Annotated in this window: 16 protein-coding genes and 1 pseudogene; 8 read left to right on the top strand and 9 right to left on the bottom strand. The window is 76.9% G+C overall.

Annotation, left to right across the window (positions count from 1 at the left end):
• Window positions 1-107: 107 nt before the first annotated feature.
• The 3 genes from PSR1_RS10840 to PSR1_RS10830 form a co-directional block, all read right to left on the bottom strand.
• Complete coding sequence (locus tag PSR1_RS10840) at window positions 108-587, bottom strand: DUF456 domain-containing protein (RefSeq protein WP_059437592.1); 480 nt, start codon at window positions 585-587, stop codon at window positions 108-110.
• A gap of 80 nt (window positions 588-667) precedes the next feature.
• Window positions 668-2,065 (bottom strand): sigma-54 dependent transcriptional regulator, encoded by a 1,398-nt coding sequence (locus PSR1_RS10835; RefSeq protein WP_059437591.1) that lies wholly within the window; start codon window positions 2,063-2,065, stop codon window positions 668-670.
• Entirely contained in the window at window positions 2,062-3,534 is a 1,473-nt protein-coding gene (locus tag PSR1_RS10830) for an ATP-binding protein (RefSeq protein WP_059437590.1), read from the bottom strand. Before PSR1_RS10830 ends, PSR1_RS10835 begins: the two co-directional genes overlap by 4 nt.
• Before the next feature lie 229 nt (window positions 3,535-3,763).
• Here PSR1_RS10830 and PSR1_RS10825 point away from each other — a divergent pair, with 229 nt between their 5' ends.
• Window positions 3,764-4,204 (top strand): cupredoxin domain-containing protein, encoded by a 441-nt coding sequence (locus PSR1_RS10825; RefSeq protein ID WP_059437589.1) that lies wholly within the window; start codon window positions 3,764-3,766, stop codon window positions 4,202-4,204.
• Window positions 4,205-4,278: 74 nt separating this feature from the next.
• Here PSR1_RS10825 and PSR1_RS10820 read toward each other — a convergent pair whose 3' ends face one another.
• On the bottom strand, window positions 4,279-5,610 hold the full coding sequence (locus PSR1_RS10820; RefSeq protein WP_059437588.1) for a ferric reductase-like transmembrane domain-containing protein: 1,332 nt from the start codon (window positions 5,608-5,610) through the stop codon (window positions 4,279-4,281).
• 184 nt (window positions 5,611-5,794) lie between these two features.
• On the opposite strand from PSR1_RS10820, the gene PSR1_RS10815 reads away from it, so the two are divergent.
• Window positions 5,795-8,515 carry a pitrilysin family protein gene (locus tag PSR1_RS10815; RefSeq protein ID WP_059437587.1) on the top strand — a complete coding sequence of 907 codons (2,721 nt, stop codon included), beginning with the start codon at window positions 5,795-5,797 and terminating at the stop codon, window positions 8,513-8,515.
• Between the two features lie 295 nt (window positions 8,516-8,810).
• Here PSR1_RS10815 and PSR1_RS10810 read toward each other — a convergent pair whose 3' ends face one another.
• From PSR1_RS10810 to gluQRS, 3 genes are all read right to left on the bottom strand, one after another.
• Window positions 8,811-10,835 carry an ATP-binding protein gene (locus tag PSR1_RS10810; protein ID WP_237757916.1) on the bottom strand — a complete coding sequence of 675 codons (2,025 nt, stop codon included), beginning with the start codon at window positions 10,833-10,835 and terminating at the stop codon, window positions 8,811-8,813.
• Between the two features lie 101 nt (window positions 10,836-10,936).
• A complete protein-coding gene (locus PSR1_RS10805) occupies window positions 10,937-11,530 on the bottom strand; it encodes a tRNA-(ms[2]io[6]A)-hydroxylase (RefSeq protein WP_059437585.1) in 594 nt (197 codons plus the stop codon).
• Complete coding sequence (gene gluQRS / locus PSR1_RS10800; protein ID WP_059437584.1) at window positions 11,527-12,498, bottom strand: tRNA glutamyl-Q(34) synthetase GluQRS; 972 nt, start codon at window positions 12,496-12,498, stop codon at window positions 11,527-11,529. The genes PSR1_RS10805 and gluQRS overlap by 4 nt, the downstream gene beginning before the upstream one ends.
• 111 nt (window positions 12,499-12,609) lie before the next feature.
• Here gluQRS and PSR1_RS10795 point away from each other — a divergent pair, with 111 nt between their 5' ends.
• From PSR1_RS10795 to tkt, 6 genes are all read left to right on the top strand, one after another.
• Window positions 12,610-14,169, top strand: coding sequence for a 4-alpha-glucanotransferase (locus PSR1_RS10795; protein ID WP_059437583.1), 1,560 nt, complete (start codon window positions 12,610-12,612; stop codon window positions 14,167-14,169).
• A 36-nt stretch (window positions 14,170-14,205) separates the two neighbouring features.
• Window positions 14,206-17,154, top strand: coding sequence for a malto-oligosyltrehalose synthase (locus tag PSR1_RS10790; protein WP_237757914.1), 2,949 nt, complete (start codon window positions 14,206-14,208; stop codon window positions 17,152-17,154).
• Between the two features lie 97 nt (window positions 17,155-17,251).
• Window positions 17,252-17,692 carry a histidine phosphatase family protein gene (locus tag PSR1_RS10785; RefSeq protein WP_059437582.1) on the top strand — a complete coding sequence of 147 codons (441 nt, stop codon included), beginning with the start codon at window positions 17,252-17,254 and terminating at the stop codon, window positions 17,690-17,692.
• Between the two features lie 35 nt (window positions 17,693-17,727).
• Window positions 17,728-19,266, top strand: a complete 1,539-nt coding sequence (locus PSR1_RS10780; RefSeq protein WP_059437581.1) for an AAA family ATPase — start codon at window positions 17,728-17,730, stop codon at window positions 19,264-19,266.
• Between the two features lie 15 nt (window positions 19,267-19,281).
• The gene (locus tag PSR1_RS10775; protein ID WP_059437580.1) at window positions 19,282-19,878 is read left to right on the top strand and encodes a hypothetical protein; all 597 of its coding nucleotides are present in this window, start codon (window positions 19,282-19,284) and stop codon (window positions 19,876-19,878) included.
• A gap of 70 nt (window positions 19,879-19,948) precedes the next feature.
• Window positions 19,949-21,946 carry a transketolase gene (gene tkt / locus PSR1_RS10770; RefSeq protein ID WP_059437579.1) on the top strand — a complete coding sequence of 666 codons (1,998 nt, stop codon included), beginning with the start codon at window positions 19,949-19,951 and terminating at the stop codon, window positions 21,944-21,946.
• Window positions 21,947-22,075: 129 nt separating this feature from the next.
• Here tkt and PSR1_RS10765 read toward each other — a convergent pair whose 3' ends face one another.
• Window positions 22,076-22,420: a LuxR C-terminal-related transcriptional regulator gene (locus PSR1_RS10765; protein ID WP_011419347.1), complete on the bottom strand. Its 345-nt coding sequence runs from the start codon at window positions 22,418-22,420 to the stop codon at window positions 22,076-22,078.
• A gap of 354 nt (window positions 22,421-22,774) precedes the next feature.
• Window positions 22,775-22,977: pseudogene (locus PSR1_RS10760) on the bottom strand (iron ABC transporter substrate-binding protein); the annotation flags it as partial.

Genomic DNA, 22,977 nt, shown 5'->3' with positions numbered 1-22,977 from the left:
CCGGCAACGCCTCCGCGGCGGCGGGCCCGGCCTGCGCGCGCACCTCCGACGCCTCCCGGGCCGGCCGGCTCGGTGCGCCGCGGCCGTAGGGGCCGGACCGGCGCCGCCTACCAGATCAGCGCGAGCGCCACGGTGCCGACCACGGCGAACGCGAGCGCCACCTTCACGGCGCTCCCCAGCACGAAGCCGAGGAACGCGCCCGCGCCCGCCTTCAGCGCCCGCTTCACGTCGGGGTTGCGCGCGTACTCGAACGCGACGGCGCCCACGGCGGGCCCGAGCACGATCCCGGGCAGCCCGAGGAAGAAGCCCACCAGCAGCCCCACGCCCGCGCCCGCCACGGCCCAGCCCGACGCGCCGAACGCCTTCGCGCCGAGCACGCTCGCGAGCCAGTCCACGGCCCAGATCGCGACCGAGAGCACCGCCGCGACCGCCACGGTGCCCCAGCCCACGCGCTGGAAGTCCCCGGCCCAGGCCACCAGCACGGCGCCCGCCACGAGCAGCAGCGACCCCGGCAGCACCGGCAGGACCACGCCGGCCACGCCCGCGACGAGCGCCGCCGCGCCGAGCACGTAGAGCAGGATCTCCATCGCCACCTCCGCCCCCGGTATGCCGCGCCGCGGCGCCGCCGTCCACCGGCGCGGGCGGCGCGCAGCGCCCGCGGCGGGGCCTACTTGAAGTCGTCGGAGCGGAGCCCGTACCGGCGCAGCAGCCGGTGGAGGCTCTCGCGCTCCATCCCGGCGCGCTCGGCGGCGCGCGTCACGTTCCCGCCGAACTCGGCCAGCAGCGCCACGAGGTACTCGCGCGAGGTGCGGTCGCGCGCCTCCGCCACCGCCTCCTTGTACGGGAGCTTCGCGAGGTCCGCCGGCTCCGGCCCGGCCGGCGCCGCGCCGGCCACCTCGGCCGGGAGGTCGGCCACCCGGACCCGGTCGCCCGAGGAGACCGCCACCGCCCGCTCCACCGCGTTCTCGAGCTCGCGCACGTTGCCCGGCCACGGGTAGCCCGCCAGGCGCCGGAGCGCCTCCGGCTCGAACCCGCCCGCCAGCTCGCGCCGGAGCGCCCGCGCGTGCTTCGCGAGGAAGTGCTGCGCGAGGAGCGGCACGTCCTCGGCCCGCTCGCGGAGCGGCGGGAGCGTCACCGGGAACACGTGCAGCCGGTAGAACAGGTCCTCGCGGAAGCGCCCGGCCCGCACCTCCTCGCGGAGATCGCGGTGCGTGGCGGCGATGACGCGCACGTCCACCTTGAGCGGCTGCGTGTCCCCCACCCGCCGGATCTCCCGCTCCTGGAGCGCCCGGTTCAGCTTCACCTGCGCCGGGAGCGGCAGCTCGCCGACCTCGTCGAGGAACAGCGTCCCGCCCTGCGCCTCCTCGAACAGGCCCGCCTTCGCGGCCGCGGCGCCGGTGAACGCGCCGCGCGCGTGCCCGAACAGCTCGCTCTCGACCAGCTCGGCGGGCAGCGCCCCGCAGTTCACCGGGACGAAGCGCCGCTCGCGGCGGGCCGAGTGGTAGTGGATGGCGCGGGCGGCCAGCTCCTTGCCGGTGCCGGTCTCGCCGAGCAGCAGCACGGTGATGTCGAGCCCGGCCGCCTTGTCGAGGAGCCCGTACACGGCGCGCATGCGCGCGCTGCGCCCCACCAGGTTGTGGAACGACGACGGCTCGCCGGCAGCGGCGTCGTCGCGCCGGGCCGCGTCGGCGAGCCGCTTCTGCTCGGCGGCGCGCGCCACCACCGCCAGCGCCGCGTCGGGGTCGAACGGCTTCTCGAGGTAGTCGAACGCGCCCATGCGCATGGCCCGCACCGCGTCCGGGATGGTGGCGTAGCCGGTCATCATCACCACCTCGGTGTCGGGCGCGCGCGCCTTCACCGCGCCGAGCAGCTCGAACCCGTCCGCGCCCGGCATGCGGATGTCGGTGACGACCACGTCGTACGCGCGGGTGGCGACCAGCGAGAGCGCGCGGGCGCCGTCCTCGGCCTCCTCCACCGCGTAGCCGTCGGCGAGGATCTTCGCGAGCAGCTTGCGCATGTTCTCCTTGTCGTCCGCCACCAGCACGCGCACCGGCCCGCCCGTCATGGCTTCGCTCCTCCCGCGGCCCGCCGCCGGGCCGGCGCGGGCGCGACGGGCAGCGTGAGCGCGAAGCAGGCGCCGCCCTCCGCGGCGGCCGCCACCGCCAGCTCGCCGCCGTGGGCGCGGGCGATGGCGCGCGAGACCGCGAGCCCCAGCCCCGTGCCGCCCGGCTTGGTGGTGAAGAACGGCTCGAACATCTTCCCGCGCGCCGCCGCGGGGACGCCGGGCCCGGAGTCCTGCACGATCAGCTCCGCCACGCCGTCGCGCTCCCGGAGCCGCACCGCCACGCGCCCGCCCGGCCCGGCCGCCTCGCCGGCGTTCCGCACCAGGTTCACGAGCACCTGCCGCAGCTTCTCGGCGTGGCCGGGCGCGCTCGCCGCGCCCTCCACCTCGGCCGACACGCCGTCCAGCAGCCGCGCCTCGCGCAGCCGCGCCACCACGTCCTCCGCGAGCGCGCGCAGGTCCACCTGCTCCGACGGCGGCGGGAGCGGCCGGGAGAGGTCGAGCAGGCCGTCCACGATGTGCTTGGCGCGGAGCGCCTCCTCCTCGACCACGGCCAGGTCCTCGGCGAGCGTGCCGTCCGCCTTCTTCCGCAGGAGCTTCGCGTACCCGAGGATCACGCCGAGCGGGTTGTTGATCTCGTGGGCCACGCCGGCGGCGAGCCGGCCGATGCCGGCCAGCTTCTCGGAGCGGACGAGCTGCTCCTGGTGGTCGCGCAGCGACGCGGTCATCTCGTTCCAGCGCCGCGCCAGCGACACCAGCTCCGGCGCGCCGCGCACCTCGATGCGCGTGTCGAGGTCGCCCTCCGCGATCCGGGCCGCGCCGGCCTGGAGCTGGGCCACCGGCACCGCGATGGACCGCCCGATGGCGAGGCTCACCGCCGCGGCCACGAGCGGCGCCGCCACCAGGATCGCGACCAGCACCGCGAGCGTGCGCCGCTCGGCCTGGTCGGCGCCGGCGCGCGCCTGCGCGATCTGCGCCTCGAACCGCGAGACCAGCTCCTGCGTGAGGTCCTGGATGTGCGTCACGACGAGCTGCGCCCGCCCGTGCTCCTCCTGCACGCTCTGCCGCTCCCCGCGCAGCACCGCGGGCACGATCGAATCGCGGAAGATGCGGTCCAGCCGGCCGCTCTCCGCCTCGATGCGGTCCACGAGCGAGCGCTCCTCCGGGCGGTCGGCCGCCTCGCGCAGCGCGCGGGTGAGGCGCAGCACCGTGTCGCGCGCCTCGGCGTAGAAGCCGAGGTGGCTGGCGTCGCCGATGATGATGGTGTGCGCCTGGTGGGCGTACTGGTCGCGCACCGCGCTCGCCAGCTCGAGGGAGAGGCGCACGCCCTCCTCGCGCCGCATGGTCTCGGCGATGCCGCGGTGGATGCGGGCCGAGCCCACGATCGCCGCGGCGGAGGCGATGGCGAGCAGGAGGACGAGCGCCCCGAGCCCGAGGGCGAGCCGCTTGGCGGTACCGGTGGCGTGCATCATCGCGGGAGGTCTCTCGCCCTGCAGGATCCGAACCGGCGGCGCCTGCGCCGCCTTCCGGGCGCCCTGGGCGGCGGCGGGGCGCCGCGGCCGTGACCGCCCCGGTCACAGTGTAGCGGACGGCGGCACCTCGCGCCCGGCCGCGGGCGGCGGATCCCGGGCACTTCGGCGACTTCGCGGCCGGCACGCCCCATGCTGTGGTGACGCATCCGAACCCTGTCAGGAGACACGCATGAACCTGTGGAAGCTCGCCCCCGCCGCCCTGCTCGCCGTCGCCGCCCCCGCGCTCGCCTCCGCCGGCGAGGAGGGCGGGTGCGAGAACTGCCCGGCCCACAAGGCGCACGCCGAGCACGGCGCGAAGGCGGTGCCGGCCGCCGCCACCGCCGCAGCCGGCTCGGTCAAGAAGGGCGTCCGGACGATCCCGATCACCGTGACGTCCGACGGCTTCACGCCCGCCGAGGTGAAGGCCAAGGCCGGCGAGACGGTGAAGCTCGTGGTGACGCGCAAGGTGCAGCGCACCTGCGCCACCGAGATCGTGATGAAGGACTTCGGCGTGAACCAGCCGCTGCCGCTCGACCAGGCGGTCACGGTGACCGTGAAGCCGAAGCAGGCGGGCACGTACCGGTTCGCCTGCGGCATGGACATGATCGCCGGCAACCTGGTGGTCGAGTAGCCGCCGCGCCACGCGCGCCGCGCCGAGGGCTCGCCGTCCACCGGGCGGCGGGCCCTCCGCGTTCCCGGGCACGCTCACACGAGGTCGAACCGCTCGGAGTGGATGTCGCGGAGCGGGACGCCGAGCCGCACCAGCGCCGTCTCCACCGCGTCCATCATCGCCGGCGGCCCGCACACGAAGCAGCCGCGGTGCCCGCGGGGAAGGTGCCGGCGCAGCACGTCCTCGCCCACCACGCCCACCTCACCGGTCCAGCCGTCCGGCGGGTGCTCGAGCACGTGCACCACCGTGAGGTCGAGCCGCGTCGCGAGCTCGGCCAGCACCTCGCGGAACGGGGTCCGCTCCCAGCGGCCGGTGCCGAACACGAGCTGGTGCGGCCGGCGATCGCCGCGGTCCGCGAGCGTGCGGAGCATCGAGAGGCACGGCGCGATGCCGATGCCGCCGGCGACGAACAGGTACCCGTCCGCGTCCGGGAACGCGTCCACGCTCATGGTCCCGTAGGGCCCGTCCACCCAGGCGCGCGCGCCGGGAAGGGTCGCCTGGACGCGGCGGGTGAAGTCGCCGAGCGCCTTCACGGTGAGCTCCACGCGCGGCGCCCGCTGCGAGCTGCCCGAGATCGAGAACGGGTGCTCGCGCGCCGCGAACGGCGAGGCGCCCAGCGTGAGCCAGGCGAACTGGCCGGCGCGGAAGCGGAAGCCCTCGTGGCCGTCGGGATCGAGCACCAGCGTCACCGCGTCGCCGCGCTCGGGCCGGACCTCGCTCACGCGGTACGGGCGGGCGCGGAGCGCGAGCGGCTTCGCGACGCGCACGCGGAGGAGCAGCGCCACCCAGGCCAGCGTCCAGGCGATCCACATCGCCCGGGTGACCGGGCCGGCGAGGAGCCGCCGCGCCGCGGCCGCGTGCCAGAGGCCGAGCAGCACCGCCGCCGTCGCGGCGAGGCCGTGCAGCACGCGCCAGGCCTCGTACGGCAGGCGCAGGCGCCGCCGGCCGTAGGACGTCACCGCGAGCACGACCAGCGCGTACAGCGACCAGACCCCGGCGCCGACCGCGCCCGTGGCGCGCCAGGGCAGGAGCCACTCCGCCATCCCGCCCAGCCCCGGCCCGAGCAGCACGAGCGGGTGGAGCACCAGGAACGCGAGCGCGACCGCGGTGACGTGGCGGTGGAACGCGTAGACGACGTCGGTCCCGAACGGCGGCGCGAGCCACTGGAAGCGCGCGGTGAGCAGGAACTGCATCGCCATGATCGACAGGCCCAGGAAGCCGAGCGCCGCGGCCAGCTCCTGCCGGAACCGGCCGTCGCCCGGCGCCGGCACCGCGGCGAGCCAGAGCAGCGGGTACAGCGCGAGGAGCACGTAGAGCGCGATCCAGAGGCCGACCCGGGTCAGGTCCTGGAGACGGACCGCCCTCACGGCGCGAGGCTCCGGGCGAGCGCGAACAGCGCCGCCGCGGCGAGGAGGATCACCCCCACGGCGAGCGCGGCGACGAGCGCGAGCTTCTGGCGCACGGCCCCGTTCTACCACCCCGGCGCGGCCGTTCGCGCTGCGTGACGCCGTGCCGCAGGCGTGCTTTCCTGCCCGCTCCGGAGGAACCCGCATGCTCGCGCCGCTCGCCACGCTCGCCGCCCTCGCCCTCGCCCTCGCCGCCGGCCCCGCCGCGCCGCCGCTCGAGCTCACCACCTTCTCGCTCCCGAACGGGCTGACGGTGGTGCTCGCGCCCGACCACCGGCTGCCGCAGGTGGCGGTGGACACCTGGTTCCAGGTGGGCTCGAAGGACGAGGCGCCCGCGCGCACCGGGTTCGCGCACCTGTTCGAGCACCTCATGTTCATGGGGACGAACCGCGTCCCCGGGAACCGCTTCGACGTGATCATGGAGTCGGGGGGCGGCTCCAACAACGCCTCCACCTCGTCGGACCGGACCAACTACTACAGCGTCGGGCCCTCGCAGCTCCTCCCCACGCTGCTCTGGCTGGACGCGGACCGGCTGCAGGCGCTCGCCGACGCGATGACGCAGGAGAAGCTCGACCTGCAGCGCGGGGTGGTGCGCAACGAGCGGCGGCAGAGCTACGAGAACACCCCCTACGGCGCGGCCGAGCTGGTGATCCCCGAGGTCATGTACCCGGACGGCCACCCGTACCACCACCCCGTCATCGGCAGCCACGCCGACCTCGAGGCGGCCACGCTCGACGACGTGAAGGGCTTCTTCCGGACCTGGTACGTGCCGGCGAACGCGACGCTGGTGGTGGCGGGCGACTTCCGGCCCGACGAGGTGCGCCCGCTGGTCGAGAAGCTGTTCGGCGCGGTCCCGCTGCGCGCGCCGCCCGCGCCCGCGCGCGCCGCGCCGGCGCGGCTCGAGCGCGAGGTCCGCCGGATCCTGTCCGACCGCGTGGAGCTGCCGAAGCTCATCCTGGTGTGGCACGCGCCGGCCGCCTACGCCGACGGCTCGGCGGAGCTGGAGCTCCTCGCCGACGTGCTGGCGGAGGGGCCGTCCTCGCGCCTCGACCGGCGGCTCGTGCAGGACCTGCGGCTCGCCGAGTCGGTCACCGCCTACCTCGACCCCGGGCGGCTCGGCTCGCTGTTCCGCGTCGAGGTGACCGCCACGCCCGGCGCCGACCTGGAGCGGGTGAAGCGCGAGGCGCTGGCGGTGCTCGCGGAGCTGCAGGCGAAGGGGCCCGAGGCGCGCGAGCTGGCCCGCGTGCGCGCGCAGGCGGAGCGGCGGCGGCGCGAGGAGCGCGAGCACCTCGTGCACCGCGCCGACAAGCTGAACGAGTACCTCTCCTACTACGGCGAGCCGGACGGCTTCGCCCGCGACCTCGCCCGGGTCACCTCCGCCACCTCCGGCGGCCTGCGCGAGGCCGCCCGCGGCCTCGGCGAGGGCCGGCTCGACCTGCGCGTCCTCCCCGCCCGCGCCGGCGTCGCGAAGGCGGAGATCCCCGACGCGCCGCCGCCGCCGCTCGCCACGCGCCCGTTCGACCCGCCCGCACCGGAGGTGTTCCGGCTCGCGAACGGCCTCGAGGTGCGCGTCGCCCCGCGCCCGGGCACCGGGCTGTTCGCCGCCCACCTGCTCCTGCCCGGCGGCGCCGCGGCGGTCCCGGCCGAGAAGGCCGGGCTCGCGCCCATCCTCGCCGAGCTGCTCACCTCCGGCGCCGGCGGGCGCAGCGCCGCGGAGTACGCCGACGCCATCCGCGCGCTCGGCGCGACCGTCGAGGCCGAGGCGCGCCCCGCGTCGCTGCAGGTGTCGGTGAGCGGGCTCTCCGCCCACCTCGCCCCCGCGCTCGACCTCTTCGCGGACGCGGTGCTGCGCCCGAACCTGGCGCGCGCCGACTTCGAGCGCGAGGCGGCGCTGGCGCTGGCGCGCGTCGAGGCCCGGCCCGACGATCCGCGCAAGGTGGCGCCGGTGGCGGCCGCGGCGGCGATCTTCGGCCGGAACGACCCGCGCGGCCGCCCGGTGGACGGCTGGGCCGCCACGGTGCGCACCGTCACGCTCGACGACGTGCGCCGGCTCGCGCCGCGGCTGCTCGACCCGCGCGGCGCCACGCTGGTGGTGGCGGGGGACGTCGATCCCGCGGCGCTCCGGCGGCTGCTCGCGCCGCGGCTCGGCGCCTGGCGCGGCGCCGGCCCCGCGCCCGCGGCGAACCCCGCCGCGCTGACCGCCGCGCCGGGCGGGCGCATCCTGCTCGTGGACCGGCCCGGCGCCCCGCAGACCCGCATCCTCCTGGCGCGCCCGGTCGCCCCCGCGGCCGAGCCGGCGCGCGCGCTCCGCGAGCTCGTGAACGTGGTGCTCGGCGGGAGCTTCACCTCGCGCCTCAACCAGAACCTGCGCGAGAAGCACGGGTACACCTACGGCGCGCGGAGCGCGTTCGCGACCGAGGGCGGGCAGGGGCTGTTCACCGCCGGCGCGGCGGTGCAGACCGAGGTGACCGGCGCGGCCCTGGTGGAGCTGCGGCGCGAGCTGGACGGGCTCGCCGCCGCCGGCGTGGACTCGGCCGAGACGGCCAAGGCGCGCGAGACGGCCCGGCACCGGACGGTGGAGGAGATCCAGACCACCGCCGGGCTCGCCGACGCGCTCGCCGCGGCCGTCCTGGAGGGCCGCCCCCCCGACGCGCTCCGGCGCGAGGCCGAGGCGCTCGCCGCCGTCGAGCCCGCCCGCGCCGTCGCCGAGGCGAAGACCGGGCCGTACGCCTTCGGCGGCCTCACGGTGGTGCTCGTGGGCGACCGGAAGGCGGTCGTGCCCCAGCTCGAGAAGGCCGGGTTCCCGCGGCCGGTGGTGGTCGACGCCGAAGGCATCCCCGTCCCCGCCATCCCCGTCCCAGAGTAATTTTCGGGATGGGGGGCGGGGCGGGTGCGAAACGTTCGTTTCGCGGCCGCTCCCGCTGGAATGCCCGCAGATCGGCGGCCGCGCGACGGACGGTGGGCCGCGCGGCGGGCGCCATTCCCGGGACGCCCGCCCGGCGAGGCTCGCTTCGGGGGTCGCCGCCAACGACTCTGGGTTCGGCGGAAACGACTCTGGGTCGGGGGGCGAACGACTCTGGGTCGGGGGACGTGGGGACGGGACGGGGGGTCGTGAACGGGCGCCGGGGACGGCACCACGGATGCCCGCCGGGGGCCCCGCGTCAGGCGCCGCGGCGGCGGACGGCGCGCGCCACCTCGGCGGCGAGCTCCTCGACGCTGAACGGCTTGTGGAGGATCCCGCGGAACCCGCCCTGGAGCGCCTCGCGGACCCGCGCGTCGAGCCCGTAGCCGGTCATGAGCACGGCGGGGAGCTCGGGCTGGGCGCGCCGCAGGGCCCGCAGCGTCTCGGGGCCGTCGCCGGCGGGCATGGCGAGGTCCACCAGCGCGAGGTCGAGCGCGCCGCGCCCCTGCACCTCGAGCGCCTCCGCCAGCGAGGCGGCGGGGAGCGCGTCGTAGCCGAGCCGGCGCAGGAGCCGCGCCGTGGTCTCCCGCACGCCGCGCTCGTCGTCCGCCACCAGGACGCGCCCGGCGCCGTGCTCCGGCGCGCCCGCCGCCACGGCACCGTCGTCGCGCTCGATCGCCGGCGACTCGGGCAGGAGCACGGTGAACCGCGCCCCCTTCCCCTCCTCGCTCTCGAACCCGACCCAGCCGCCGTGGTTCTGGACGATGCCGTACACCATGGCGAGGCCCATCCCCGTGCCCTGGCCGGCCGGCTTGGTGGTGAAGAACGGGTCGAAGACGCGCTCGCGCACCGCGGCGGGGATGCCGACGCCGGTGTCCGCCACCGTGATCGCCACGTGCCGGCCGGGCGCGAGGCCGGGGCGCGCGCGCGTCGCCTCGGCGTCGAGCTCCACCTCGGCGGTCTCGAAGGTCAGCGTCCCGCCGGACGGCATGGCGTCCCGCGCGTTCACGGCCAGGTTGAGCACGACCTGCTGGAGCTGGTCGGGGTCGCCGCGCACCACCGCGGTGCCGGCCGCGAGCTGGTGCCGGATGGCGATGCGCTTGTCGAGCGTGCGCTCGAGCAGCGCCGACACCTCGCGCACCAGCGCGTGCAGGTCCACCGGCACCTGCTGGTACTTGCCCCGGCGCGCGAACCCGAGCAGCTGCCGGGTGAGCGCGGCGCCCCGGCGCGCGGCCTGGCGGATCCCGGCGGCCGCCTCGTCCGCGGCGGTGCCGGGCTCGCCGAGCAGCTCGGCGTAGCCGAGGATCCCGGTGAGCAGGTTGTTGAAGTCGTGCGCGATCCCGCCGGCGAGCAACCCCACCGCCTCCATCTTCTGCCCGTGCCGCGCCTGCGCCTCCGCCGCCTGCCGCGCCTCCTCGGCGCGCTGCCGCTCCACCAGCTCCGCCGCCAGCCGCCGGTTCGCGAGCGCGAGCGCCGCGGTCCGCTCGTCCACCGCGCGCCGGAGCTCCTCGGGCAGCCGCAGGAGCCGGTGCGCGAGCAGCCCGCTCGCCCCGGCCACCAGCACGAGCAGCGCCGCCGGCATGACGAGCCCGCCCCAGCGCACCCAGCCCTCCCGCGGCGCCACGTCGAGCTCCCACGCCTCGCCCGGCAGGCGGACCTTGACCGCGACCGCGCCGCGCGGGAGCGCGCCGCCCGAGGACGCGAACGGCTGCGCCGCGCCGTCGCGCCGGAGCGCCCAGTCCAGCCCGGCCGCCGACAGGGCCGCCACCCGCGTCCGGCTCACCACGTCCGGCAGCCGCACCGCCACCGCCACGAAGCCCCAGAACGCCTCGCCGCCCCCCGGCGCCGGGCGGAACACCGCGATGCGCCCGACCACGCCCTGCCCGCCCTGGCGCAGCTCGAACGGCCCCTCCGCGGTGAGCTGGCGCGACTCGATGGTGCGCTCGGCGGAGGCGCGGTGCCCGGGATCCGCGAGCAGGTCGAGGCCCAGCGCCGCCTCGTTCCCGGCGAGCGGGTGGATGCGGGTGAGCACGCCGCCCGGGGCGAGCTGCAGGCTGCTGATGCCGCCGTAGTGGGCGAGCAGGTCGTCGGCGACCTGCTCGAAGCGGTCGAGGTCGGTGTGGCGCACCAGCGCGGCGAGCGCGTGCGCCGCGGCGAGGCTGCGCGACAGGTCGTCCTCGATGGCGCGGGCGGCGAGGTCCGCGCGCTCGAGGATGGCGCGCCGGCGGCCGCGCTCCTCCGCGATCTCGTGCTGCTGGAGCAGCGCGCCGCCGAGGACGAGCACCGCCGCGGCCACCGCGACGCCGCCCCACGGCGCCCTGCGACCGGGTCGCGGCGCGTCACCGGGGCCCGGGGCCGCGGCCGGCGCTGGTGCGTCGGGCGCCATCAGTGGATGCGGGGCAGCAGCGGCAGGGCCGCCACCACCCGCGCCTCCTCCTCGGCGAGCGCCTCGAGCCGCGCGTCGGCGCCCGGGTCCACCTCGCGCGCCAGGTCCACGAACAGCCGCTCGTGGCCGGCCTCCGACTGCGCCAGGCGCGCGTACAGCTCACGCAGCCGCGCGTCCGGGAGCGCGCCCGCGAGCAGCCACAGGCGCTCGCAGCTCCGCGCCTCGATGAGCGCGCCCACCAGCAGCCGGTCCACCAGCCGGTCCTCGGGCCGCGGGCCGCCGCGGACCTGGCGCAGGAGCGCCTGCGCGTACGGATCGCCCTCGTCGGGCGGCAGCGGGGTGCCCCGCCGACCCAGCTCGGCCAGCACCGCCAGGAAGTGCTGCAGCTCCTCCTGCGCGAGCTTCGCGAGCGCCCGCACCATCCCGGCGCGCTCGGGGTGGTCGGCCACCAGCTTGAGCGCGCTCGCCGCCGCCTTCTTCTCGCAGTGCGCGTGGTCCTGCAGCGTGCGGTCCAGCTCCGCGAGCGCGACGTCGGTCCAGCGCGGGTCGGTGGGCGAGCGGAGCAGGCGCACCCGCGCAGTGTACGCGATCACGAGAGGAGCGCCGCGAGCCGTTCCGGGGAGAGGACCGCGGGTGCCCGCGGCAGCCGCGCCAGCGAGAAGCGGCCGACCAGCTCCTGCGGGGTACACGCGGCGTGTGGGTCGCCATCCGCCAGCCCCGAGAGCTCGGCCAGCAGCGCGACCACCGCGCGCGGGTCCGCGCCGCGCGCCCGGAGCTCGCCCAGCGAGAGCGCGCCGTGCCGCTTCGCGAGCCGTGCGCCGTCGGGCCCGACCACGAGCGGCACGTGCGCGAAGCGCGGCGCCGCGAGCCCCAGCGCGCGGTAGAGGAGGAGCTGGCGCGCGGTGGACGGCAGGAGGTCGTCGCCGCGGACCACCTCCCCCACCTCCATGGCCGCGTCGTCCACCACCACCGCGAGCTGGTAGGCCGGCACGCCGTCGGCCCGCGCCACCACGAAGTCGCCCACCTCCGCCGCGACGTCGTGCGCCACCGGGCCGTGCACGCCGTCCTCGAAGGCGACCGGCCCCGGCTCCACGCGCAGGCGCCAGGCCGGCCGCCGGCCCGCCGCGCGCCGGGCCACCTCTGCGGGGGAGAGCGCGCGGCAGGTGCCGGGGTAGCGCGGCCCCTCGTCCGAGGCGCCGTGCGGCGCCTGCGAGGCGGCGGCGATCTCGGCGCGCGAGCAGAAGCACGGGTAGGCGAGCCCCGCGGCGCGGAGCCGCTCCAGCGCGGCGGCGTAGCGCGGCAGCCGCTCCGACTGGCGATAGGGGCCGAGCGGGCCGCCCACGTCCGGCCCCTCGTCCCAGTCCAGCCCGAGCCAGCGCAGCTCGTCCAGGATCCGCGCCTCCAGGCCGGGCCGCACGCGCGGGCCGTCCAGGTCCTCCACCCGCATGACGTAGGCCGCCCCGGCGGTGCGCGCGGCGAGCCACGACAGGAGCGCGGTGCGCGCGTTGCCGAGGTGCAGGGGTCCGGTGGGGGAGGGAGCGAAGCGGCCGCGGCTGGACACGGGTGCCCCGGGAGGTCGGTGCCGGTTGGGCGCTGCGATGATATCCGCTGCCCCCGGCCCCCACGCGTCGAAAACTTGTGAGGGCGGGGGAACCGCCACACTACTCCACCCATGGCCCGCCAGGCAGGCGTCCTCCTCCCCCTCTTCTCGCTCCGCTCCCAGGCAGACTGGGGCGTGGGCGAGATCCCCGACCTCGTCCCCTTCGCGCGCTGGTGCGCCGACGCGGGCTTCTCGCTGGCGCTGCTCCTGCCGGTGAACGAGGCCTCGCGCGGGCAGAACAGCCCGTACGGCGCGCTCTCGGCGTTCGCGCTCGACCCGGTGTACCTCGCGCCCTCCGCGCTCCCCGACTTCCAGGCCGCCGGCGGGCTCGACGCGCTCTCGCCCGACGAGCGCGCCCGGCTGGCCGCCGTCCGGGCCGCCCCGACGGTGCGCTGGGACGAGGTGCGCCGGCTGAAGCGCCGCGCGCTGGAGATCGCCTTCGCGCGCTTCGAGCGCGACGAGTGGAACCGGCGCACCGAGCGCGCCCGCGCGCTGGAGGCGTTCGCGCGCCAGGAGGCGGGCTGGCTCGACGACTACGCGCTGTTCGTGGCGCTGCACGACGAGGCGGGCGGCCGCGCCTGGACCGACTGGCCGGCGCCGCTGCGCGACCGCGACCCGGCCGCGCTCGCCACCGCCCGCGCCTGGCACGCGCGCGAGATCCTGTTCCAGGCCTGGGTGCAGTGGCAGGCCGAGGAGCAGTGGCGCCGCGCCCGCGCGGCCGCGAACGGCGCCGGGGTGGAGCTGGGCGGCGACCTCCCGTTCATGGTGGCGCCGGACTCCGCCGACGTGTGGGCCCGCCGCGGCGACTTCCGGCTCGACGCGCGCGTGGGCGTGCCGCCCGACGCGTTCAGCGCCACCGGGCAGGACTGGGGGCTGCCGGTCTACCGCTGGGACGTGATGGAGCGGGAGGGCCACCCCTGGCTCACCGCGCGCGCGCGCCGGATGGCCGACCTGTTCGACCTCTACCGCGTGGACCACGTGGTCGGCCTGTACCGGACCTACTACTTCCCCAACGACGGCGGCCCGCCGGCGTTCGTGCCGTCCGAGGAGGGCGCGCAGATCGCGAACGGCGAGCGCGTGCTCGGGATCTTCTCCGAGGGCGCGCGGGTGGTGGCGGAGGACCTCGGCGTCGTGCCCGACTTCGTGCGCGCCTCGCTGGAGCGGCTGCGCATCCCCGGCTACCGGGTGCAGCGCTGGGAGAAGAACTGGGAGGCCGGCGGGACCGCGTTCCGCGATCCGGCGCGCTGGCCGCCGGTGTCGGTCGCGACCACCGGCACGCACGACAGCGAGTCGGTGGCGGACTGGTACGAGGGGCTCTCGCGGGAGGAGCGCGCGCAGCTGCTCGCGCTGCCGGAGCTGGAGCCGCTCCGCGCCCGGGCCCCGGAGCGCTGGGACGACGGCGTGCGCGACGCGCTGCTGGCGCTCGTGTACGGCGCCGCCTCCGACCTCGTGCTGGTGCCGTTCCAGGACGCGCTCGGCATGCGCGACCGGGTGAACGTGCCGGGCACCGTCACCGGCGAGAACTGGACGTTCCGGATCCCGATGGACCTGGGCGCGCTCGCGGCCGACGCCGCGGCGCGGACCCGGCTGCGAGAGCTCGCGGTGCGGGCCGGGCGGGCGCCGCCGGGGTAGCGGGCGCGGGCCGCGCGGGCGCGGCGAGGGGGGCGGGTGGGGGCGGAGAACGGGGCGGGCGCAGCGAACGCAGCGAAGGTCGAGGAGCTCCTGGGCGCGCTCGCCGAGGCGCTCGCCCGCGGCGAGGGCGTGACGCCGCGGCCGGCGTCCACCTACCGGCTGCAGCTCCACCCCGGCTTCGGCTTCGACGCCGCCGCCGCGCTGGTGCCCTACCTCGACGCGCTCGGCGTGTCCGACGTGTACCTCTCGCCGGTGCTCGCCTCGGCGCCGGGCTCCACGCACGGCTACGACGTGGTGGACCACGCGCGCCTCGACCCCGAGCTGGGCGGCGAGGAGGGCTACGCGCGGCTCGCCGCGGCCTGCCGCGCGCGCGGGATGGGCATCCTGCTCGACTACGTGCCCAACCACATGGGCATCGGCCCCTGGAACGCCTGGTGGATGGACCTGCTCGAGAACGGGCCGTCCTCGGTGCACGCCCCCGCGTTCGACGTGGACTGGACGCCGCTCAAGTCCGAGCTCGCGAACAAGGTGCTGGTGCCGGTGCTGGGCGACCAGTTCGGCCGGGTGCTGGAGCGCGGCGAGCTGCGCCTGGCGCGCGACGGCGGCGCGCTCGCGATCCGCTACTTCGACCACACCTTCCCGGTGGCGCCGCGCTCGGTGCCGCTCGTCCTGCGCCACGGCATCGAGCGGCTGCGCGAGGCGCTCGGCCCGGAGGACCCGAGCCTGCAGGAGCTGGAGTCGATCTGCACCGCGCTCGACAAGCTGGCGCCGCGCAGCGAGACCCGGCCCGAGGCGGTGGCGGAGCGCGCGCGGGAGAAGGAGGTCGCGAAGCGGCGGCTGGCCGCGCTCTGCGACGCGAGCCCGGCGGTGCGGGCCTTCGTGGACGAGGACGTGGCCGCCTTCAACGGCACGCCCGGCGACCCGCGCAGCTTCGACCTGCTGCAGCGGCTGCTCGACGCGCAGGCCTACCGGCTCGCCTTCTGGCGGGTGGCGGGCGAGGAGATCAACTACCGGCGATTCTTCGACGTGAACGCGCTCGCGGCGCTGCGCATGGAGGAGCCGCGGGTCTTCGCCGAGGCGCACCGGCGGGTGCTGGCGCTGCTGCGCGACGGCGACGCCACCGGCCTGCGCATCGACCACCCCGACGGCCTCTACGCACCGGCGGCGTACTTCCGGCGGCTGCAGGCGTGCTACCTCGCCGAGCGCGCCCGCGCCCTGGCGCGCGCGCGGGGGATCGCGCTCGAGAACGGCGCCGAGGCGCTGCTGCTGGAGCGGCTCTTCGCGGAGCTGGAGGCGGGCCGGCTGCCGGCGCGGCCGCTCTACGTGGTCGCCGAGAAGGTGCTGGCCGCCGGCGAGCGGCTGCCGCAGGGGTGGGACGTGGACGGCACCACCGGCTACGAGCTCCTGGCGGCGGTGAACGGGCTGTTCGTGGACCCCGCCGCGCAGCGGGCGTTCGACGCGCTCTACGCGCGGGTGGCCGGCGGGCGGCAGGACTACCGCCGCACCGTGGAGGAGAAGAAGCGGCTGGTGATGTCGTCGTCCATGGCGAGCGAGATCAACATGCTCGCGCACCGGCTCTCGCGGATCAGCGAGACCGACCGGCGCACCCGCGACTTCACGCTGAACGAGCTCACCCGGGCGCTGGTGGAGTACGTGGCGCTGTTCCCGGTCTACCGCACCTACGTCACGCGCCGCGGCGAGGTGGACGCCCGCGACCGGGACTACGTGGAGGCGACCATCGCCCGCGCCCGGCGGCGCAGCCCGCTGGTGGACCCGTCCATCTACGACTTCCTCCGCGACGTGCTCCTGCAGCGCTACCCGGACGGCCTGCCCGAGGCGGCGCGCTGCGCGTGGCTGGAGTTCGCCCTGAAGCTGCAGCAGGTCACCGGGCCGGTGACGGCCAAGGCCGTGGAGGACACCGCGTTCTACTGCTACGTCCGGCTCGTCTCGCTGAACGAGGTGGGCGCCGACCCGGACCGCTTCGGCAGCTCGCCAGACGAGCTGCACGCGCTCCTCGCCGAGCGCCGCGCGCGCTTCCCGGGCTCGCTCTCGGCCAGCTCCACCCACGACACGAAGCGCAGCGAGGACGTCCGGGCGCGCATCTCGGCGCTGTCCGAGCTGCCGGGCGAGCTGCGGGCCGCGGTCTCGCGCTGGGGCCGCGTGAACCGCCCCCACGTCCGCCGCCTCGAGGGCCGCACCGCGCCGGACCGCCGCGACGAGTACCTGCTGTACCAGACGCTCCTCGGCACCTTCCCGGACGGTGGCCTGACCCCGGGCACGCCCGCGCACGCCGACTACCTGGAGCGGATGCAGGCGTACGCGCAGAAGGCGCTCCGCGAGGCGAAGATCCACACCAGCTGGACGCATCCGGACGAGGAGTACGAGGGCGGCGTGCGGGCCTTCCTGGCCGGCGCGCTGGCCTCGCGCGCGTTCCTGCGCGACCTGGGCGCGCTGGCCGAGCGGGCGGCGCGGGCCGGGCGGATCTCGTCCCTCGCGCAGGTGGCGCTGAAGCTGGCCGCGCCCGGGGTCCCCGACGTCTACCAGGGCACGGAGCTCTGGGACCTCTCGCTCGTCGACCCCGACAACCGGCGGCCGGTGGACTGGGCGCGCCGGGCGCGCGCGCTCGAGGCCATCCAGGCCGAGCTCGCGCGCGGACCGGAGGCGCGCCGCGCGCTGGCCCGCCGCCTCGGGGCGCCCGACGCGCTCGCCGGCGGCGAGGCGAAGCTGCTGCTGCTGGCGGAGGGGCTCCGGCTGCGCCGGCGCGAGCGGGCCCTGCTCCTCGAGGGCGACCACCGCCCGCTCGCGGCGGAGGGGCCGCTGGCCGGGCACGTGGTCGCGTTCGCGCGCACGCTCGGGGGCCGGGCGGTGGCGTGCGCGGTGCCGCGGCTGGTGCTCCGGCTCCAGGACCAGGGCGGCGGCGCGCCGCGCTGGGAAGGGGCGGCTCCCCCCTCGGCGGGCTCGCGGCCCGGTGGGTGGACGTGGTAACCGGCACCGTGCACCGCGGGGACGCGCCGGCGCTCGCCGACCTGTTCGCGGACTTCCCGGTCGCGCTGCTCGCCTCCGAGTGAACCCAGGAGCCCCCATGCCGCCGATCCGCGTCTACCTCGTCCGCCACGCCAGGGCGGAGGCGAGCGCCGGCGACGACGCCGCCCGCCGGCTGACGCCCGACGGGCGCGACGCGTTCGCGGCGCTGGCGGCGCGGCTCCGCCCGCGGCTCGCGGTCCGCGGCGTGGTCGCGTCCCCGTACGCGCGCGCCCGCGAGACCGCCGAGCTGCTGGCGGCGGCCACCGGCGCGCCGCTGGAGCTGGATCCCCGGCTCGCCGCCGGCGCCTGCGGCGGCGCGGAGCTGCTGGCGCTGGCGCGCGCCGCCGGCGACCGCGCGGCGCTGGTCGGGCACAACCCCGAGGTCGCCGAGGCGGTGGCGCTCGCCGCCGGGCGCGGCCTGGAGGTGCGGCCCGGCACCATCGCCGCGGTGGACCTCGGCCCGGGCTCGGCCGCGCTGGCCTGGCTCGAGGCGCCCTGACCCGCGGTCGCGCGCCCGCTGCTACACTCGCGCGCATGTCCGCCCCCGGCGCCGCGCCGCGCCCCCAGCCCGCCTTCGTGCAGGAGCTCGACACGCTGGTGCGGGCCCGCTACCCGCTCGTCTACCTCGTCACCTCCGAGGAGCAGCGCCTCGAGGCCATCCTCGACGGCCTCGCCGACCGCCACGGGAAGGCCCTGCTCGGCTGGTCCATCGGCCGCGGCTTCCGGCGGCTCGGCGGCACCCGCGGCCCCGTGCCGGAGGACGCGAAGGATCCGCTCGCGGCGCTCGCGGCCGTCGAGAAGCTCGCCGAGCCCGCGCTGGTGGTGCTGAAGGACTTCCACCCGTTCCTGTCGGACCCGGCGGTGGTGCGCGGGCTGCGCGAGCTCGGGCACGCGCTGAAGTCCACCTACACGACGGTGCTCCTGCTCTCGCCCACGCTCGTCATCCCGCCGGAGATCGAGAAGGAGATCTCGGTCCTCGACGTGCCGCTGCCCGGCTACCGCGACCTGCTCGAGCTGCTGAAGGAGATCGTGGGCGTGGTGCGCCAGAGCGGGCGCGCCCAGGTCGAGCTGAACCAGGACGACGCCGACCAGCTCATCCAGGCCGCGCTCGGGCTCACGCTCTCCGAGGCGGAGAGCGCCTTCGCGAAGGCCATCGCCACCGACGGCCGGCTCTCGCGCGACGACGTCCCGCTCGTGCTCGAGGAGAAGCGGCAGGTGATCCGCAAGAGCGGCCTGCTCGAGTACTTCGCCACCGACGCGCGGCTGGCGGGCGTGGGCGGCATGGCGAGCCTCAAGGCCTGGCTCGGCCGGCGCGGGGCGGCGTTCTCCGAGGCGGCGCGCCGCTTCGGGCTCCCCGAGCCGAAGGGCCTGCTGCTCCTCGGCGTGCAGGGGTGCGGCAAGAGCCTCACCGCGAAGGCGATCGCGGCGCAGTGGCGGCTGCCGCTCCTGCGGCTCGACATGGGCCGGATCTTCAGCGGGCTGGTGGGCTCGTCGGAGGAGAACCTGCGCCGCGCCATCCGCGTGGCGGAGAGCGTCGCGCCGGTGGTGCTGTGGGTGGACGAGATCGAGAAGGGGCTCTCCGGGACGCAGTCCTCCGGGGTGAGCGACGGCGGCGTCACCGCGCGCGTCTTCGGCGCCCTGCTCACCTGGCTCCAGGAGAAGACCGCGCCGGTGTTCGTGGTGGCGACGGCGAACCGCATCGAGCAGCTGCCCCCCGAGCTCCTGCGCAAGGGGCGCTTCGACGAGATCTTCTTCATCGACCTGCCGCTCGCGGCCGAGCGCCGCGAGATCTTCCAGATCCACCTGGGCCGGCGCCGCCGCGACCCGGCGCGCTTCGACCTCGACGCGCTGGCCGCCGCCAGCGAGGGCTTCAGCGGCGCCGAGATCGAGCAGGCGGTGGTCTCCGGCCTCTACGACGCGTTCGCCGAGGGCGTGGACCTCGCCCAGGCGCACGTCGAGCGCGCGGTGCGCGAGTCGCTCCCGCTCTCCACCACCATGCGCGAGGACATCGCGCGCCTGCGCGAGTGGGCGCGCACCCGCACCCGCCCCGCCTCCGCGCCGGCCGCCGGCTGACCGGGGCGCGCCCGCATGGCCTCCCGCCTCCGCCGCTTCCTCCACCTCGAGCGCCCCCGCGACGGCGGCGCCGCGCCCGACCCGGCGCCCGGCGCCGCGGATCGCGCCGCCCGCTTCGGCGCCGTCCAGCGCCCCGGCGCCGAGCCGGAGGACGCCCCCGTCACCGGGGCGAAGCTCGAGCGCTTCGGCGCCGAGCCGGAGCCCGCGCTCCAGCTCCTCGACCGCGGCGACCGCCTGCCGTTCACGCGCTGCCGGCGCTGCGGCATGGACAGCCACGCGCTCGCGGTCGAGTGCCCGGGCTGCGGGGCCGCGCTCGACACGCCGGAGCAGCGCGCCGCCGACGAGCGGCTCCGGGTCGAGCGCGCGCGGCAGGCCGAGGAGGAGGCGCGCGCGGCGGCGGCCCGGCGGGAGGCGCTCGCCCGGGCGGAGGCCGGGGAGGCGACGTCCCGCCGCGCGCTCGGCGAGGCGCTCGCGCGCGAGGTGGGCGAGCGCGAGCGGCGGCGGCTCGAGGCGGAGGGGCTGGGCGGCGGGCCGGGCCCGCTCGAGCTGGGCGCCCGGGTGCTCCGCGCCCTCGGGACGTACTGGCGGCGGGGCGGCGGCGGACGGGGCTGACGCCCCCCTTGATCTCGCGGGTGCGGTGGGCGATGTTCCGCACCTCTTCCCACCCCCGCGAGGAGTCCCCGTGCCGAACGCTCGCCCCGAGCTCGTCGAGAAGGCCGTGAACACCATCCGCATGCTCGCCGCCGACGGCGTGCAGCAGGCGAACAGCGGCCACCCCGGCATGCCCATGGGCGCCGCGGACATGGCCTTCGTCCTCTGGACGCGCCACCTGCGCTTCGACCCCGCCGAGCCGCGCTGGCTGGGCCGGGACCGGTTCCTGCTCTCCGCCGGCCACGGCTCGATGCTGCTGTACTCGCTGCTCCACCTGGCCGGCTTCGACTGCACGCTCGAGGACCTGAAGAAGTTCCGCCAGCTCCACTCGCGCACGCCCGGCCACCCGGAGTACGGCTACCTGCCCGGCGTGGAGATCACGAGCGGCCCGCTCGGCCAGGGCTTCGCGAACGGCGTGGGGTTCGCGCTCGGCCACGCCATGCTCTCCGCGAAGCTCGGGCCCGGGAGCCCGGTCGCGGACGCGTTCGTGTACGCCATCGTGTCCGACGGCGACCTGATGGAGGGCGTGTCCGCCGAGGCGGCCAGCTTCGCCGGCCACCACAAGCTCGGCCGGCTCGTCTACCTGTACGACGACAACGGCATCACCATCGACGGCAAGACCAGCATCACGTTCTCCGGCGAGGACGTGACGAAGCGCTTCGAGGCGTACGGCTGGCACGTCCAGTCGGTGGACGGCCGCGACCGCGACGGCATCGACCGCGCCATCCAGGCGGCGAAGGCCGAGCTGGGCCGCCCCAGCCTCATCCGCGTGCACACCACCATCGGCTACGGCTCGCCCGGCAAGGCGGGTAAGTCGAGCGTGCACGGCGCGCCGCTCGGCGAGGCGGAGCTGGAGGCCACCAAGAAGGCGCTGGGGTGGCCGCTCGAGCCGCGCTTCCTCGTCCCGGACGACGTCCGCGCCTACTGGGCCGAGGTCCGCGCCGAGAAGGCCGCGCAGAAGCAGGCCTGGAGCGCGGCCGAGCAGGCCTGGCGCGCCGCGAACCCGGAGCAGGCGGCGCTGCTCGACGCCCACGTGGAGCGCTGGGTGCCGGAGCGGATCCTGGATCGCGCCCGCGCCGAGCTGCCCGCGCCGGACGCGACGCGCAAGGTCTCGCAGGCCATCCTCCAGAAGATCGCGCCGCTCGTGCCGTGCCTGGTGGGCGGCTCGGCCGACCTGGCCGAGTCGAACCTCACCGAGATCAAGGGCGCGGGCTCGGTGGCGCCGGGCAGCTTCGCCGGCCGCAACGTCCACTTCGGCATCCGCGAGCACGCCATGGGCGCGATCGCGAACGGCCTCGCCTACGACGGCCTGTTCGTCCCGTTCGTCGGCACGTTCCTGCAGTTCGCCGACTACATGCGCCCGCCGGTCCGGCTCGCCGCGCTCTCGAAGCTGCAGGCGATCTACGTCTGGACGCACGACTCGATCTTCCTCGGCGAGGACGGCCCCACGCACCAGCCGGTCGAGCACCTCACCGCGCTGCGCGCCATCCCGAACCTGCACGTCTGCCGCCCCGCCGATCCGGAGGAGACCGCCGCCGCCTGGGCGCACGCGCTCCACCGGCGCGGCGGGCCCACCGCGCTCGTCCTCACCCGCCAGAAGCTCGCGCCGGTGAAGCGCTCGGTGCCGCTCGACCCCGAGGCGATCCTCCGCGGCGGCTACCTGATGGACGCGCCCGCGGGCGCCACGTTCACGCTCGTGGCCACCGGCTCGGAGGTGCCGCTCGCGCAGGCCGCGCTCGAGGCGCTCGCGAAGCAGGGCCTGGTGGGCCGGCTCGCGTCGATCCCGTGCCTGGAGTGCTTCCTCGCGCAGCCGCAGGCCTGGCGCGACGAGGTGGTGCCGCCCGGCCAGCGGGTGGCGGTGGTGGAGGCGGCGCGGGGCACGGAGTGGTGGCAGCTCGCCGGCCGCGACGGCCTGGTGCTCGGGATCGAGCGCTTCGGCTCGAGCGCGCCGGAGAAGGCGCTCGCCGAGGACTACGGCTTCACGCCGGCGCAGGTGGCCGAGCGCGTGACGCGCTGGCTCGCGGGGTGAGCGGCGTGAGGGGGGGCGGCGAGGGCCGCGCCGGGAGGGCGGCCCTGCGAACGGCCTGAGACGCGCCCGGCGGGCCGCCACGTGGCGGCCCGCCAGACGCGGGAGACGTCCGGGTCGGGAGCGCCGCGGCTAGCGCGCCATCACGGCGCTGCTGGTCGTCGCGGCGGCCGGCTGCGGCTGGGCCGGGGCCACCGGGCGCGGCTCGATCCGCTCGCCCTTCGCCAGCATCTTCAGCGAGAGCGAGAGCAGGCTCGCGAGCAGCTCGCCGGAGCCGGGGACGTCGAGCTTGCGGTAGATGCGCTTGCGGCGCGCGCGGATCGTCTCGGGCGAGACGCCGGCGGCGGCCGCCGAGTCCTTGCACGCGAACCCCTGCGCGATCCGGAGCACCTCGGCCCGCTCGGCCGGCGTGAGGCTGGTGCCCTCCATGAACTTGGCGGCGAACGGCGTGAGGATCTCGATATCGATCTGAGCCATCGTGATTCCTTCCCCGGAAGTGCCCGCTGTGGGGCATGTCACCCAGCAGCTACCCGGCCGGCCGAACCAGGGAGGCCTTCGCACGCCCCTGCTTGGTCGCCCGTTGCTGGCGATCCCGACGATAATAACGCCCCCTATGGTTTCTAGCCCCCAAACGGGACTGCAACGTAAGCAGGCGTTCCCCAGGTGGATTTCTGATTTTCATCCCACGCGGGGCGGCTGAGATAACCCGGGTGGGCTGAACCGCGACGCCCCTGATGGGGTGCGAAACGCAGCCGCAGACGCTCCGTGAAGGGTGTCCCGTTGACCCAGGCGCGGCCCGGACGATGGGTCCGGTCGGACGCGGGGAGAACTTCACGGTGCGTGATCGGCGCGCCCCGGCCGTCCCTCGGGGGCCACCGCCTCCGTCGCGCCCCCGCGCCCGTGCCCCGCCGCGGCGAACCCGTCCGGCCAGCGCTCGAGCAGCGGCGCGAGGCGGGCCGCCTCGGCGGCGAGCCGGTCCCAGTCGAGCGAGAGCGCGCGCAGGTTGCCGGCGGGCTCGACGCCGACCGGCACCG

Source organism: Anaeromyxobacter sp. PSR-1 (assembly GCF_000964525.1).
In the GTDB taxonomy this organism is placed as follows: domain Bacteria; phylum Myxococcota; class Myxococcia; order Myxococcales; family Anaeromyxobacteraceae; genus Anaeromyxobacter.
The sequence above is the reverse complement of the archived record's forward strand: the minus strand, read 5'-3'. Positions and strand labels throughout refer to the sequence as shown.

What these genes read in the sequence shown, in the direction of transcription:
- PSR1_RS10840 (WP_059437592.1), bottom strand. Translation starts at nt 587, where the DNA reads ATGGAGATCCTGCTCTACGTGCTCGGCGCGGCGGCGCTCGTCGCGGGC.
- PSR1_RS10835 (WP_059437591.1), bottom strand. Translation starts at nt 2,065, where the DNA reads ATGACGGGCGGGCCGGTGCGCGTGCTGGTGGCGGACGACAAGGAGAAC.
- PSR1_RS10830 (WP_059437590.1), bottom strand. Translation starts at nt 3,534, where the DNA reads ATGATGCACGCCACCGGTACCGCCAAGCGGCTCGCCCTCGGGCTCGGG.
- PSR1_RS10825 (WP_059437589.1), top strand. Translation starts at nt 3,764, where the DNA reads ATGAACCTGTGGAAGCTCGCCCCCGCCGCCCTGCTCGCCGTCGCCGCC.
- PSR1_RS10815 (WP_059437587.1), top strand. Translation starts at nt 5,795, where the DNA reads ATGCTCGCGCCGCTCGCCACGCTCGCCGCCCTCGCCCTCGCCCTCGCC.
- PSR1_RS10795 (WP_059437583.1), top strand. Translation starts at nt 12,610, where the DNA reads ATGGCCCGCCAGGCAGGCGTCCTCCTCCCCCTCTTCTCGCTCCGCTCC.
- PSR1_RS10785 (WP_059437582.1), top strand. Translation starts at nt 17,252, where the DNA reads ATGCCGCCGATCCGCGTCTACCTCGTCCGCCACGCCAGGGCGGAGGCG.
- PSR1_RS10780 (WP_059437581.1), top strand. Translation starts at nt 17,728, where the DNA reads ATGTCCGCCCCCGGCGCCGCGCCGCGCCCCCAGCCCGCCTTCGTGCAG.
- PSR1_RS10775 (WP_059437580.1), top strand. Translation starts at nt 19,282, where the DNA reads ATGGCCTCCCGCCTCCGCCGCTTCCTCCACCTCGAGCGCCCCCGCGAC.
- PSR1_RS10765 (WP_011419347.1), bottom strand. Translation starts at nt 22,420, where the DNA reads ATGGCTCAGATCGATATCGAGATCCTCACGCCGTTCGCCGCCAAGTTC.